General features: G+C 53.8%; 12 protein-coding genes and 1 tRNA gene. 11 read left to right on the top strand and 2 right to left on the bottom strand.

The window, feature by feature from the left end:
* Nucleotides 1–5 precede the first annotated feature (5 nt).
* The 8 genes from SP99_RS07740 to cobO all read left to right on the top strand — a co-directional run bounded on the left by SP99_RS07740 (nt 6) and on the right by cobO (nt 9,240).
* Entirely contained in the window at nt 6–1,451 is a 1,446-nt protein-coding gene (locus SP99_RS07740) for a methylaspartate mutase subunit E (RefSeq protein ID WP_025755948.1), read from the top strand.
* Entirely contained in the window at nt 1,451–2,692 is a 1,242-nt protein-coding gene (locus tag SP99_RS07735) for a methylaspartate ammonia-lyase (RefSeq protein ID WP_047958191.1), read from the top strand. The genes SP99_RS07740 and SP99_RS07735 overlap by 1 nt, the downstream gene beginning before the upstream one ends.
* A 3-nt stretch (nt 2,693–2,695) precedes the next feature.
* Nucleotides 2,696–4,066: an acyclic terpene utilization AtuA family protein gene (locus SP99_RS07730; RefSeq protein ID WP_047959786.1), complete on the top strand. Its 1,371-nt coding sequence runs from the start codon at nt 2,696–2,698 to the stop codon at nt 4,064–4,066.
* On the top strand, nt 4,063–4,380 hold the full coding sequence (locus SP99_RS07725) for a DUF4387 domain-containing protein (RefSeq protein ID WP_025755951.1): 318 nt from the start codon (nt 4,063–4,065) through the stop codon (nt 4,378–4,380). The genes SP99_RS07730 and SP99_RS07725 overlap by 4 nt, the downstream gene beginning before the upstream one ends.
* Before the next feature lie 165 nt (nt 4,381–4,545).
* Nucleotides 4,546–5,838, top strand: coding sequence for a dicarboxylate/amino acid:cation symporter (locus tag SP99_RS07720; protein WP_025755952.1), 1,293 nt, complete (start codon nt 4,546–4,548; stop codon nt 5,836–5,838).
* Nucleotides 5,839–5,891: 53 nt separating this feature from the next.
* Nucleotides 5,892–6,893, top strand: coding sequence for a glutaminase A (gene glsA / locus SP99_RS07715; protein WP_047958190.1), 1,002 nt, complete (start codon nt 5,892–5,894; stop codon nt 6,891–6,893).
* Between the two features lie 82 nt (nt 6,894–6,975).
* Nucleotides 6,976–8,628: a class I fumarate hydratase gene (locus SP99_RS07710; protein WP_047958189.1), complete on the top strand. Its 1,653-nt coding sequence runs from the start codon at nt 6,976–6,978 to the stop codon at nt 8,626–8,628.
* A gap of 9 nt (nt 8,629–8,637) precedes the next feature.
* Nucleotides 8,638–9,240: a cob(I)yrinic acid a,c-diamide adenosyltransferase gene (gene cobO / locus SP99_RS07705; RefSeq protein ID WP_045284690.1), complete on the top strand. Its 603-nt coding sequence runs from the start codon at nt 8,638–8,640 to the stop codon at nt 9,238–9,240.
* Between the two features lie 44 nt (nt 9,241–9,284).
* Here cobO and SP99_RS07700 read toward each other — a convergent pair whose 3' ends face one another.
* Nucleotides 9,285–10,193 carry a LysR substrate-binding domain-containing protein gene (locus SP99_RS07700; RefSeq protein WP_025755956.1) on the bottom strand — a complete coding sequence of 303 codons (909 nt, stop codon included), beginning with the start codon at nt 10,191–10,193 and terminating at the stop codon, nt 9,285–9,287.
* Nucleotides 10,194–10,668: 475 nt separating this feature from the next.
* Nucleotides 10,669–10,756 (bottom strand) — tRNA-Ser (locus SP99_RS07695).
* A 279-nt stretch (nt 10,757–11,035) separates the two neighbouring features.
* Here SP99_RS07695 and SP99_RS07690 point away from each other — a divergent pair.
* The 3 genes from SP99_RS07690 (at nt 11,036) to SP99_RS07680 (ending at nt 14,849) form a co-directional block, all read left to right on the top strand.
* Nucleotides 11,036–12,172, top strand: a complete 1,137-nt coding sequence (locus SP99_RS07690; protein ID WP_047958188.1) for a D-alanyl-lipoteichoic acid biosynthesis protein DltD — start codon at nt 11,036–11,038, stop codon at nt 12,170–12,172.
* Between the two features lie 128 nt (nt 12,173–12,300).
* Complete coding sequence (locus tag SP99_RS07685) at nt 12,301–13,419, top strand: MBOAT family O-acyltransferase (protein WP_047958187.1); 1,119 nt, start codon at nt 12,301–12,303, stop codon at nt 13,417–13,419.
* Nucleotides 13,416–14,849, top strand: coding sequence for an AMP-binding protein (locus SP99_RS07680; protein ID WP_047958186.1), 1,434 nt, complete (start codon nt 13,416–13,418; stop codon nt 14,847–14,849). The genes SP99_RS07685 and SP99_RS07680 overlap by 4 nt, the downstream gene beginning before the upstream one ends.
* The last annotated feature ends 8 nt before the right edge of the window (nt 14,850–14,857 follow it).

Below are 14,857 nucleotides of genomic sequence, written 5' to 3'. Positions count from 1 at the left end.
AACGAATGGAACTTCGAAATAAAAAGCTAACCCATGACGAATTCATGACTGAGCGGCAACAGGTCTTACAAACCTGGCATACCGGCAAGGACGTTGAGAACTTCGAAGATGGCGTGAAGTACCAGCAAACCATTCCTGAGCAAAAACGCTTTTCTCACGCACTACTGAAGGCCGACCAGGAAGGTAAAACCCTGAGCCAGCCGCGCGCAGGCGTAGCGCTCATGGATGAACATATCGCCCTGCTGAAAACGCTGCAGGAAGAGTGTGATTTGCTGCCCAGCACCATCGATGCCTATACCCGTCTGAATCGCTATGAAGAGGCCGCGGTAGGGATCCAAAAATCCATCGAAGCGGGTACCTCCAAACTCAACGGCTTACCGGTCGTCAACCACGGCGTCGCCGCGTGCCGACGCATGACCGAAGCGCTGGAGAAACCGATTCAGGTACGTCACGGCACGCCGGATGCGCGCCTGCTGGCGGAGATCGCTATGGCCAGCGGTTTTACCAGCTATGAAGGCGGCGGTATCTCTTACAACATTCCGTACGCTAAGCGCGTCACCCTGGAAAAATCCATTCGCGACTGGCAATACTGCGACCGTCTGATGGGTCTGTACGAAGAGAACGGTATTCGTATCAACCGTGAACCGTTTGGCCCGCTGACCGGCACCCTGATCCCGCCGTTTGTCTCCCACTCGGTGGCGATTATCGAAGGTCTGCTGGCGCTGGAACAGGGCGTGAAGTCAATCACCGTTGGCTACGGCCAGGTGGGTAGCCTGACGCAGGATATTGCTGCTATTCAGGCTCTGCGTGAACTGTCCCACGAATATTTCCATAACCACGGTTTTGACGATTACGAGCTGAGCACCGTCTTCCACCAGTGGATGGGGGGGTTCCCGGAAGATGAGTCGAAAGCGTTTGCCATTATCTCCTGGGGCGCAGCGGTGGCCGGTATGTCCGGAGCGACCAAAGTGATCACCAAGAGCCCGCACGAAGCATTCGGAATACCCACCGCCGCCGCCAACGCCCAGGGACTGAAAGCCTCGCGTCAGATGCTCAACATGGTGAGCGATCAGAAATTCCCGCCGTGTGCCGCCGTCGAGCAGGAAGTCGAGCTGATTAAGAGTGAAGTCCGCGCCGTGCTGAAGAAAGTCTTCGAGCTGGGCAACGGGGATGTCGCGCGCGGTACGGTGCTGGCGTTTGAAGCTGGCGTGCTGGACGTGCCGTTTGCCCCCGCCTCCTGCAACGCGGGCAAAATTCTGCCGGTTCGTGATAACGCCGGTGCCATTCGCGTGCTGGAAGCCGGCGCGGTTCCGCTGCCGAAAGATATCCTCGACCTGCATCACGATTACGTCGCCGAGCGCGCGCGTTTTGAAGGACGTAAACCCTCATTCCAGATGGTTGTTGATGACATCAACGCGGTATCCCACAGTAAATTAATAGGAAGACCATAATGAAAATTAAACAGGCCCTTTTCACCGCAGGCTACTCCTCATTCTATTTTGACGATCAGCAGGCAATTAAAAACGGTGCCGGGCATGACGGATTTATCTATACCGGCAACCCGGTCACGCCTGGGTTTACGTCAGTTCGTCAGGCGGGTGAATGCGTCTCCGTACAGTTGATTCTGGAAAACGGCGCGGTGGCGGTGGGCGATTGTGCAGCGGTGCAATATTCAGGTGCAGGCGGTCGCGATCCGCTGTTCCTGGCTGAACACTTCATTCCGTTCCTTAACGATCACATCAAGCCGCTGCTGGAAGGCCGCGACGTTGACCGCTTCCTGACGAACGCCCGATTCTTTGACGAACTGCGTATCGACGGCCATCTGCTGCATACCGCCGTACGTTATGGTCTGTCGCAGGCGCTGCTCGACGCGACGGCACTGGCGACCGGTCGTCTGAAAACGGAAGTCGTTTGTGATGAATGGCAGCTGCCGTGTGTCCCTGAAGCCATTCCGTTATTCGGACAGAGCGGCGACGACCGTTATATCGCCGTCGACAAGATGATCCTCAAAGGCGTTGACGTACTGCCGCATGCGCTTATCAACAACGTGGAAGAGAAACTGGGCCTGAAGGGGGAAAAACTGCGTGAGTATGTGCGCTGGTTATCCGACCGCATCTTAAGCCTGCGCACCAGCCCGCACTATCGCCCGACGCTGCACATCGACGTGTACGGCACTATCGGTTTGATTTTCGATATGGACCCGGTACGTTGCGCTGCCTATATCGCCAGCCTCGAAAAAGAGGCCCAGGGCCTGCCGCTCTATATTGAGGGACCGGTGGATGCGGGTAATAAACCGGATCAAATCCGCCTGCTGACCGCCATCACCCACGAGCTGATGCGTCTGGGCTCTGGCGTGAAAATCGTTGCCGATGAGTGGTGTAACACCTATCAGGACATTGTGGACTTCACCGATGCGGGCAGCTGCCACATGGTGCAGATCAAAACCCCGGATCTGGGCGGTATTCACAACATCGTTGATGCGGTGCTGTACTGCAACAAACATGGCATGGAAGCCTATCAGGGCGGTACCTGTAACGAAACGGAAATCAGCGCCCGCACCTGCGTGCACGTGGCTCTGGCTGCTCGCCCGATGCGCATGTTGATTAAACCGGGCATGGGCTTCGATGAAGGCCTTAACATCGTGTTTAACGAAATGCACCGCACCATCGCATTGTTGCAAACTAAGGATTAAATGATGGCACGTACATTTAAGATCTTATCGCCAACGGCAATCCTGGGTTATGGCTTCCCTGAAGAGAGTTTTCGTAAGGCCATGGAAGCCTCGCCGGATCTTATTGCTGTTGACGCGGGCTCATCCGACCCGGGTCCCCACTACCTGGGGGCAGGTAAGCCTTTCACCGACCGGGCGGGGGTAAAACGCGATCTGCGCTATATGATTGTGGCTGGCGTTAAGCACAACATCCCGGTGGTGATCGGTACCGCCGGAGGGTCCGGTGCCGCGCCGCATCTGGAGTGGTGTCGGCAGATAATCCTTGAGATTGCTCAGGAAGAGAAGCTCTCATTCTCTATGGCGCTGATCCCATCGGATGTCGATAAAGCCACGGTGCATCAGGCGCTGGATAACGGGAAAATCACAGCCCTGGATTTCGTCCCGGAACTGACCCACGAGGCCATCGAAGAGAGCACCTATATCGTGGCGCAGATGGGCATTGAGCCTTTCCAGAGGGCGCTGGCGGCCGGGGCACAGGTGGTGCTGGGCGGACGGGCGTACGATCCGGCCTGCTTTGCCGCACTGCCCATTATGCAGGGCTTCGATGAAGGTCTGGCGCTGCACTGCGGTAAGATCCTTGAGTGCGCGGCGATTGCCGCTACGCCAGGATCCGGTTCCGACTGCGCGATGGGCATCATTGACGAGCACGGCTTTACGCTGAAAACGTTTAATCCGAAGCGTAAATTCACCGAAACGTCGGCCGCGGCGCACACCCTTTATGAGAAATCCGACCCGTACTTCCTGCCGGGGCCGGGCGGCGTGCTGAACCTGAAAGGGTGCAGCTTCAAAGCGGTCAATGAGGGCGAAGTGTACGTCAGCGGTTCCCGCCACGAAGAAACGCCGTATGCGCTGAAGCTGGAAGGCGCTCGACGGGTCGGCTTCCGCTGTCTGACCATTGCCGGTACGCGCGACCCGATCATGATTGCCGGGATCGATAACATCCTCGAAGAAGTGCAGGTCAGCGTGAAGCGCAACCTCTCGCTGAATGACGACAGTATCCGCATGACGTTCCACCTGTACGGAAAGAATGGCGTGATGGGCAACCATGAGCCGGTGCAGTCAGCCGGGCACGAGCTGGGTATTTTGCTGGATGTGGTGGCTCCCACCCAGGATATCGCCAACAGCGTCTGTTCGCTGGTGCGCTCTACCCTGCTGCATTACGGCTATGAAAACCGGATCGCCACAGCGGGTAACCTCGCGTTCCCGTTCTCCCCTTCCGACATTCAGAGCGGCCCGGTGTATGAGTTCTCAATCTATCACCTGATCGAAGCGAGCGACGCGCTGCGATTTGATTTCCACCTTGAGCAGGTCACGCCAGAAGGGGTTCAGTTATGAAACAGAGTATTCGCTCACTGGCGCAGGTCATTCGCTCAAAAAACGCCGGACCGTATGAGCTGGTTCTGGATATTTTATTTAAAACGCATGAAGACTATCAGCGGGTAAAAGCCTCGAAGCAATTAACGCCACAGCTTATCGCCCGTTTATATAACGTGAAGCCTGACTTTATACATCGCATTGTCTGGTTCGACCCGGCCAATGCGGTCAAAATCGTCATGCCTCGCGATATTATCTCCGGCAACATTGGTGATAATGATGTTTATGGTGCCCAGCAGCATGCACCGTTATTAAGCATTGAGTTTGATCTGTAACACTACAAATACAACAACGTCCATTGGGATATAGATATTTGCTGTATCACTGTATTCCAGATAATTCATGCGGTTGGTCACAACAAACGTGCGTCTGAGCGGTTCGTCAGGGCTCAGGCGCACGCGGCCCTACACCTTAACCAACCTTTATCCGATGGAGTAAACATGAAAAAAATAAGCTTAACAAAAATGATCATATTAGGTTTGATACTCGGCATGATAGCCGGGGTGGTCATTAATAATATGGCATCAGCAGATACAGCAAAATCGTACGCACAGGATATTTCTATTTTCACCACGATATTCTTACGCATGGTGAAAATGATTATCGCCCCGCTGGTTATTTCAACCCTGGTGGTCGGCATAGCCAAAATGGGTGATGCGAAAACACTCGGCCGTATATTCTCCAAAACCTTTTTCCTCTTTATTTGTGCTTCGCTGCTGTCGATCGCGCTGGGGCTGGTTATCGTCAATATCTTCCAGCCTGGCGCAGGCATTAACTTTGTGGCTCATGACGCCGGGGCCGTTGCGGCCGTTCAGTCCGAACCGTTTACGCTGAAAGTGTTTATCTCTCACGCGGTACCGACCAGCATCGTTGATGCCATGGCCCGTAACGAGATTCTGCAAATCGTGGTGTTCTCCATTTTCCTGGGCTGCAGCCTGGCGGCCATTGGCGAGAAAGCCGAGCCCATCATTAAGGTGCTCGACTCTCTGGTACATGTGATGCTCAAGCTGACGGGCTACGTCATGCTGTTTGCACCCCTGACCGTGTTTGCCGCGATCTCCGGGCTGATTGCCGAACGCGGTCTGGGTGTGATGGTCAGCGCCGGTATTTTCATGGGCGAGTTCTACATGACGCTCGGCCTGCTGTGGGCGATTCTGATTGGCCTGTCCACCATGATTGTCGGTCCGTGCATCAGTCGTCTGACAAAAGCGATCCTCGAACCTGCGCTGCTGGCTTTTACGACTTCAAGTTCAGAAGCGGCTTTCCCTGGCACGCTGAACAAACTGGAAAAATTCGGCGTCTCCTCCAGGATTGCCAGCTTTGTCCTGCCGATCGGCTACTCCTTTAACCTCGTCGGCTCAATGGCCTACTGCTCGTTTGCTACCGTGTTTATCGCCCAGGCGTGCAATATCGAACTGAGCATTGGGGAGCAGATCACCATGCTGCTGATCCTGATGCTGACCTCGAAAGGGATGGCGGGCGTGCCGCGTGCATCAATGGTGGTTATTGCCGCCACGCTCAACCAGTTCAACATTCCGGAAGCGGGCCTGATTCTGCTGATGGGCGTCGATCCGTTCCTCGACATGGGCCGTTCCGCCACCAACGTGATGAGTAACGCGATGGGTGCCGCTATCGTCGGTCGCTGGGAAGGCGAGCACTTCGGCGTCGGCTGCCGCGGCAAGGTTCCAGCCAAAGAAAGTACCGCTTCAGATACAGAAATCGCCATGTATTGATTACAAAGGCCAACGGTCGTTGGCCTGTCGTTTTTCGATTTACAGGATAGCCCATGAAGATAAACATTTTCGGCGTCAGCCTCTTATCGGTCAGCCTGTTTTTTAGCGCCGCCACACTGGCGCAACCCGCGCCGGATTACACGCAGCTGCTGGAGCAGGCTCATCAAAAATTTAAAGATAATTTTGAGGGAAAAGTCGCCGACTACATTCCCGCCCTGGCGACCTATAGCCCCAACAATTTCGCCATCACCCTCGCCACCGTTGACGGCAACATTTACCAGGTTGGCGATGTGAAAAAAGCATTTCCCATGGAGTCGCTGAGCAAAGTTTTCACCCTGGCGCTGGCGATGGAGCAGCGTGGCCCACAGGAGGTCCTGGATAAACTCGGCGCCAGTGCGACCGGTCTGCCCTTCAACTCCGGCCTGGCGGTTGAGCTGACCAAAGGGGCGCCGGAAAACCCGCTGGTTAATGCAGGGGCGATGAGCACGGTAAGCCTGATTGAGGCGAAAGATAAGTCCGACCGCTGGAACAAAATTCTCGATAACCTCAACGCGTGGGCGGATGCCTCGCTGACCGTCAACGAGCCGGTGTTCAAATCAGAAATGGAGACCAATCAGCATAACCAGGCGCTGGCGATGCTGATGGCGTCCTATAACAGCTTTTATGGCGATACCCGGGATGCCGTCGAAATCTATACCCGCCAGTGTTCTGTAGACATCACCGTTGAGCAGCTCGCCAAAATGGGCGCAGTGCTGGCGAACAGGGGCAAATCGCCTTTCAACGGTAAGCAGTTGCTGAATGAACGCTACGTGCCGCAGGTTCTGGCGGAAATGGCGATTGCCGGGTTGTACGACGGCAGCGGCAAATGGCTGTACACCGTTGGGATCCCGGCGAAGAGCGGCGTCGGCGGCGGCATGGTTGCCATCGTGCCCGGCCAATACGCCATCGCGGTCTATTCGCCACCGCTGGATGCCGCCGGGAATAGCGTCCGCGCCCAGCAGACGATTGCGTATGTCGCTGAGGCGACGCAGGCCAGTCTCTTTTTAGCCCATTGAACCCAACCGACTGTGATTCTGTAAGCCGGGCGCGGCAGTTGCGCCAGTGCCCGGTAAAAACAACCACAAAGTGAGAAGTACTATGTCTAAACCATTTGTCTGGCAGGACCTGTTTGTTCAGAGTAAAGATACGACGGAATATGAACTCCTCAGCGCGCAACACGTTACGGTGACGGAGCTGGAGGGCGAGGAGGTCATTAAAGTGGCGCCTGAGGCATTGACCCTGTTGGCCCAGCAGGCATTTTATGAAGCCTCATTTTTCCTGCGCGCCGGACATTTAAAGCAGATAGCCAGCATTCTGCACGACCCGCAGGCCAGCAGTAACGATAAGTATGTCGCCCTGCAGCTGCTGCGCAACGCCGAAGTATCGGCAAAAGGCATACTGCCAAACTGTCAGGATACCGGCACGGCCACCATTGTGGCGAGCAAAGGCCAGCACGTCTGGACCGGTGGTGACGATGCCGAAGCGCTGAGCAGAGGGATTTACGCCACCTTTAGCGAGTGTAACCTGCGCTATTCGCAAAACGCACCGCTGGACATGTATACCGAGGTTAATACCCAAACCAACCTGCCGGCGCAGATAGACATCAGCGCCACACCGGGGAGCGAATACCGCTTCCTGTTTGTCAATAAAGGCGGCGGTTCTGCTAACAAAGCCGCGCTGTTCCAGGAAACGAAATCCATTTTACAGCCGGAGAAACTCACCGCGTTCCTGATCGAGAAGATGAAGTCGCTCGGTACTGCAGCCTGTCCACCGTATCACATTGCCTTTGTGGTCGGCGGCCTCTCTGCCGACCAGGCGCTGAAGGTCGCGAAGCTGGCTTCAACAAAATACTATGACAATCTGCCCACCAGCGGGAACGAGCTGGGTCAGGCGTTCCGCGACACGGCGCTGGAAACCACGCTGCTCAACGCCAGCCGCGAATTCGGCATCGGCGCCCAGTTTGGCGGCAAGTACTTCGCCCACGATATTCGCGTCATCCGCCTGCCGCGACACGGCGGTTCCTGCCCTGTCGCCATGGCACTTTCCTGCTCCGCTGACCGAAATATCAAAGCGAAAATCAACAAGCAGGGTATCTGGCTGGAGAAGCTGGAACATAACCCAGGGAAATACATCCCGGACGCCTGCCGTGAGGAAAACGACGCCCGGACCGTACAGATCAACCTGAACCGCCCGCTGCGCGAGATTCTGCGCGATATGTCCATCCTGCCGATCGGCACCCGGTTGTCATTAAGCGGCCCGATCGTGGTCGCCCGCGATATCGCTCACGCCAAAATCAAAGCGCGGCTGGATAACGGCGAACCGATGCCGGAGTATATGAAAAACCATATCGTCTATTACGCTGGCCCGGCGAAAACACCGGAGAATCAGGCCTGCGGTTCCCTCGGCCCGACCACCGGCGGGCGCATGGATGGCTACGTCGATGCTTTCCAGGCCGCGGGTGGAAGCCTGATCATGCTTTCCAAAGGCAACCGCGGCCAGCAAGTCACCGATGCCTGCCATAAGCACGGCGGCTTCAACCTCGGCAGTATCGGCGGTGCGGCGGCTCTGCTGGCGCAGCAGTATGTGAAAAGCCTGCGCTGCCTTGAGTATCCCGAACTGGGCATGGAGGCGGTGTGGATGATGGAGGTCGAAAATCTGCCGGCCTTTATGCTGGTTGACGACAAAGGAAACAATTTCTTCAGCCAGTTTGAGCAGCAGCATCGCTGCGCATCCTGCCCTGCCGGACATTAAGGAGCCATTATGGAAGCGCGAGCTAACGCAGACAGACACCGCCAACGGCAGCAAAAGCGTAAAGAGCAGGTTGAGAGCCGCGTAGCGGCGGCAACGGAGAAGAGAGGCATTCTGATCGTCTTCACCGGCAACGGAAAAGGAAAGTCCACCGCCGCCTTCGGCACGGCGACGCGTGCCGTCGGGCACGGTAAAACTGTTGGCGTCGCGCAGTTTATTAAAGGTCAGTGGGATAATGGCGAATACAACACCCTGCATCCGCTCGGCGTCGAATTTCACATTATGGGCACCGGTTTTACGTGGGAAACACAAAACCGGGAAACGGATATTCAGGCCGCAACGGCGGTGTGGCAGGAGAGCAAACGCATGCTGGCTGACCCACGTTATGACCTGGTGGTTCTGGATGAGCTCACCTATATGCTGGCTTATCACTATCTGGACAGTCAGGAGGTGATCGCGGCGGTGGAGAACCGTCCGGTACAGCAGACCGTGATTGTCACCGGACGCGGCTGTCACTCGCAATTACTGGCGCTTGCCGACACGGTCAGCGAAATGCGCCCGGTTAAACACGCATTTGACAGCGGTATCCAGGCACAGGAGGGCATCGACTGGTAAGCGTGTCTGCACCGGATGGCGCGTTGCACTGCCGCCATCCGGCATTATGACTCAACCGGGGATACCACTGATTTTTGCAACAGCCACTCGCGGAAGACTTGTAACGGCTGTGCCTGAGACTTTTCTTCCCGCCATGTCATGATAAAGCGGTTGCCGGTGCGGATAGGCACATCACAGGGGATTACCATCTCGCCGCAGTCCAGGTCATGCTGGATGGCGAAACGGGGAAGCAGCGCGACCCCAAGATTCGATCGTACTGCGGCAATCAGCATCGAGAGGAGGTCAAAACGCGGGCCCAGATTCACGTCCGGACTGGTAATACCGGAAAGCGCAAACCACTCCTGCCAGCCATTGATGCGAGTGCTTTGATGTAACAGCGGGAACTCCCTTAGCAACTCCTCAACCCCCAGCTTCTGCTCCGCATGAGGAAGCAAGCTGCGGCTGCAGACCGGCAGGATCTCCTCTTCAAATAAATAATCGACTTCCGACCACGGAGAACAAAAATCTGCGCGCATAATAGCCGCATCATATTCACGATTCAAAAAATCGCCGATATTGGCCAGCGAGTGAATATTAACAATAATATCAGGATTTAATTTATTAAACTCCCATAAATTGGGGATCAGCCAATGCGTACTGAAGGTTGGATTGACAGCCAGCTCCACTACCTGAACAGCAGGCTGCCAATTCATTATCATATTGGTATCGCGTTCCAGCTTATTCAGCGTCTCTTTGACGATATTCAGATAATGCTTTCCTGCCGCATTCAGAAAAATCCGTTTTTTGGCATGGTTAAATAATGAGGTGTGTAAAAACTCCTCCAGGGCCGTCACCTGTCTGAACACTGCACTCTGCGTTAACGCCAGCTCTTCTGCGGCGCGGGTATAGCTTTCGTGACGTGCCACAACTTCGAACGTCACCAGCAACTCGCTCTTGGGGATTTTTCCTCTCATCATGTCTTCCATTCATGGTGGGTAACAGTATTTTTTTGAAGCGAATAAACATGCTTCAGAACGATACCGCCATTATATTTTAGTTAGGCTTTGTCGGCAGTGATCCATACCATGATTTAATCAGTTTTGCGGCTCAGGCCAAACTACTTGCAGAAAATGAAATGAAACATGAAAGATTATTAAGAACCTGTTCACTTTTGTGTCTCGGGTAATAGAGGCAGCGGTTTATTATACGAAAAAACGTATGGCCATTAAAATCAGGAATAACCAGGGAGTGGATGTTAAAAAATATAAAACAACCCGTTGAGCTATAAATAGAGCAGGGTTTTGTGTGTCCTGCTGATAACGCTTTTCGCTCCCTGACAGCGCCAGCGTGACGGGTACCAGAACGCCGTTCCTGCGCCTCGTCAGCATGCATGCTGAAACCGACAGAAAACAAAAAACCCAGGTCGCATAACGACCTGGGTTTCGAATTTGGCGGAAGCGTAGAGATTCGAACTCTAGAACCCTTTCGGGTCGCCGGTTTTCAAGACCGGTGCCTTCAACCGCTCGGCCACGCTTCCAAAGTGAGGCGCACTATAAACATCTATTAGCGCCTTGTAAAGCAGGAATTTTTCTATTTTTGACTACGGAGGGTTGATTGCTCAAAAAGCCACCGGGCCGGGGTCCCCGTTCTTTCTTCGCCCCCTTGTACATACCGTTACACAGCAACGCTCATCCTTTTAAAACACTCTGGTATAGAATGCCCAAAAAAAATAGACCGCCATTTGTTGTGTAATTGTTATGAATTTGATTACCCACAGATTGTAGAAATTAATGCCATGTAGTCTTACTGGTTGATGATGAAAATCAAAAATACGCTTTGCTTACATATCCTGATGGCGACCCTGGCCATGTTGTTCCTTTGTGTTCATCCGTTCGTGTCGGGCGTTAATCCGCCCCTCACCTTCCAGCCGCTGATTAAATCAATGGCGGGCACGCCGAAAGAACAAGCGGAAAAAATAGCGACTATTTCCCATGCCTTAGAAGGGAATGCGATTTTTTTCATTGGTGCGTCTGAGGTTGCGACCTCGGAAGATGAACATTACGCGGTATATAATTACTTTAATAAGCAATTGCACCAACCCGTTGTGGCGTATGGCGATGCCTTTGTCGATGACGAAACGCAATTTTTGCTGCTCTCACGTTTTAAAAATAGCCTTAACGCAAACAGTAAAGTTGTTTTGCTTCTGGCACCGGACAGCTTTTATTCAAAAGGTTTGCCTCCTGCTATCTATGCCGATAATTTCCCGGCCTCTGTTTTTAATCCGCTGATGCAGAATCCGCAGGCGCGCCCGTTGCTGGTAAATTACTTAAAGCATATTGATGCTCAAGAAATAAGTCATTTAACCTTTGGTCAAATGCGCGTCTTTGGCTGGCACCCCGGTCTGATGTGGGACGAGCTGAGTTACCAGTTTGCCAATATCTGCATCCTGATTAAAAACGACTGGCTGGCGCTGCTCCACGTCACGCCCGGGACGGCGCAGCCCTGGCCGCAGCAGCCCACAACCCACATCACCCCGGACTGGGATAAAGAGCTGGCTCATGCACGCGAGCTCAATAAAAAACGCCAGCAGAGCGCGGCCACTCTGTGGATGGACAAAACGATTTACGAGGAGGACGGTACGCGACAGCAGTGGGATGACACGCCGGTCGTACCTGCGCAAATCGACGCGTTCAGAAAAACTGTCCAGTTGCTGAAAGACCGTCACGTGCAGGTGATTGCTATCGTCGACCCGGTGAATCCCTGGGCGCTTTACAATACCGATACCTTCCGTCCGGTTGATAAGCAAATTCAAACCATTCTGGAAGCGAACCAGATCCCTTATTTCGATATGTACGCCATGCCTTATCAGAATGGCTGGAACTGGGATCGTTTGCACCCTTCCGAGCTGGCCTGGGTTCCTATGATTCGCTTTATTGCACAGAGTTTTAAATAATGAAAATTGCGATCCGTCTTTTTTTCCTTTATCTCCTGCTGGCGATCACCATCGTCGCGTGGACCTCTGTCGATGACAGCATGAGTATGCAGCTGCATTTTGAATATCAAAAGTTCTGAGGCGGAATGATGTATAGCTCAGGCATGTTTTTTGTCTATTTATTTTCCTCCGCGCTGGTATTTGCGCTGGTTAATCGCGTATTACGTCATCGCCTGACGTATTTATCGGCGTTATCCGTCCTCGCTGCATTAGGCTGGGGCTATATTTTTCAGGGTGATTACCGTGTTCCCGCGGTCGTTTTTTTCAGTTTTTACCTTGTCGCCACGTTAAAAGAAAAAGGCTGGTTAAAAACCTGGCAGGCGATTGTGTTAACGCTGCTGCCTTTATTTTTGGTGAAACTGCATCTTAATCATCATCTCGGCATGATCGGCCTCTCTTTTATGACGTTCCGCGCGGTGGACGTGCTGCTCTATCGCAGTAAAAAAGAAGGACAGAATTTCCTGCATTATTTCTGCTATCTGTTTATGCCCTTTATTATTCTGGCGGGCCCCATGTACCGCTGGCGGACATGGATGAGCGACGTCAGTAAGCCCGTCTTTGCCCTTAACCGCGAACAGTTTTTAGTGGCGCTGGAGCAAATCATTACCGGCATTGTCCAGAAGTTCCTGTTTGCCATGCTGGTTGATACGCTCGTTGTGCAGCCCTGGAGCCATAAGCCGTTTACGCTGACCGTGGGCGTGGTGATGTCACTGGCCTATAGCGCCTATCTCTATTTTGATTTTGCGGGTTACAGCAATATGGCCATCGGCGCAGGCCGCCTGTTTGGGTTGAACATTCCGGCAAACTTCAATATGCCGCTTCTGGCAAAGAATCCGCAGGATTTCTGGCGTCGCTTCCACATTAGCCTGTCTGAATGGCTGCGTGATGTGGTCTTTATGCCCGTCTATATGAACCTGATGAAGTTTACTTTTTTCCGTCAGAACAAAACGCTGGCGCAAAATATCGGCATTTTTTGCACCCTGTTCTGCATGGGCGCGTGGAATGGTCTGGAACGCCATTATGTCATCAGCGGCGCGCTGTTTGGCGCGATTTCGGTGGCCCATAACATGCTGCTGTGGTCAGCCAAACGCAGCCCGGCATTACAGCGCGGATTGCAGTATCCGGCTGTTGCATTTTTGGGGCGAATTCTGACGCTGGGAAGCGCGGCAGGGTCCCTTTACATCTTTAGTGGAATGTCACCTCTATGAATAATCACGCCGACCTTCAGGCACTGCAGGATTTCTTACGTGCGGCATTATGCGATCCCGCGCGTCCGCAACAGCTGGCCATCAGCGGCAGCGACGAATCTCTAAGCTGGGAACAGCTTTCCACGGCCGTGACGGACTGGGCGCAGCGCTATCAGCGTTGCCAGCCTGTTGCAGGTACGCCGGTCGTCTTGTACGGACACCAGCAGGCGGAATTTGCCGTGGCGATTTATAGCTGCCTGCTGCATAACATTCCGTATATCCCGGTCGACTGCATCTATCCACAGGAAAGGCTGAAGGAGATCTGCCATCTGGCCAGTGCCCCTTACTATTACGACGTGGCGACCCGGCAGTTCATCGCTACCGGTGAGACAGGCAAGGTGCTGGAGGAGCAAAATCTGGCCTATATCATGTTTACCTCGGGCAGCACCGGCAAACCTAAAGGCGTGCAGATTGGGCGTGAAAGCGTATGGCACTTCATGAAATGGGTCAGCAAAGATTTTTCACTGCCGGAACAACCGGTGCTGATGAACCACGCGGTATTCAGTTTTGACCTCTCTCTGATCCCGTTACTGGCGAATCTGGCGATGGGGGGACACATAGTACTGAACGCCAAAGAGGATATTCAGAAAGCGAACTGGCTGGCGCGGCTGAAAAGCAACGCGGTTTCCGCCTGGGTTTCCACCCCCTCTTTTGCTTACCAGCAGCTGCTGTCCCCGCAGTTTAACAGCGAGTATTTGCCAGCACTCAAGGTCTTTATCTTCATTGGTGAGGTGTTAAATAAAGCACTGGTTAAGCAGCTACGCCGCCGTTTCCCGCAGGCCAACATCATTAACGCTTATGGCCCGACGGAAGCGACCATTGCGACAACCGTGGTGGAAATAACGGATGAGATCCTCAACAGCGACAGCGCCGTGCTGCCGGTGGGGGTCATGATGCCAGAGAGCAAAATGGAAATTACCGCCGAGGGCGAGCTGATTATCTGGGGTAAGAACGTTATGCGCGGCTACCTCGGCCTGCCGCAGGAGAATGCGGCAAAATTGCTCCACCGTGAAAATGAAGCCTTTCGCGGCTACCGTACCGGCGATCTGGGTTATGAAGCGGGGCTCATCTATTGTCAGGGCCGCAATGACAGCCAGATCAAACTGAATGGTTACCGTATTGAAATCAACGAGATCGAAAACCGCCTGCTGGCCATGTCCGGCATTAACGAAGCGGTGGTACTGCCGCTGATGAAACCCTGCGGCAGCGTGCTGCGCATTGCCGCCTTCTGCGTGACGGAGCTGGCACCGGATACGATCAAAACCGCCCTGTCGAAGGTGGTTCCACCCTATATGGTACCGTCACAAATTATCATCAAAGACGCTTTGCCGTTGAATCCTAACGGCAAAATTGACCGCAAACTGCTGGACGCTTACGCCCGCACACATTAATGACACCA

The sequence above is a fragment of the Enterobacter sp. BIDMC92 genome, assembly GCF_001030225.1.
Lineage (GTDB): Bacteria > Pseudomonadota > Gammaproteobacteria > Enterobacterales > Enterobacteriaceae > Enterobacter > Enterobacter sichuanensis.
The sequence above is the reverse complement of the archived record's forward strand: the minus strand, read 5'-3'. Positions and strand labels throughout refer to the sequence as shown.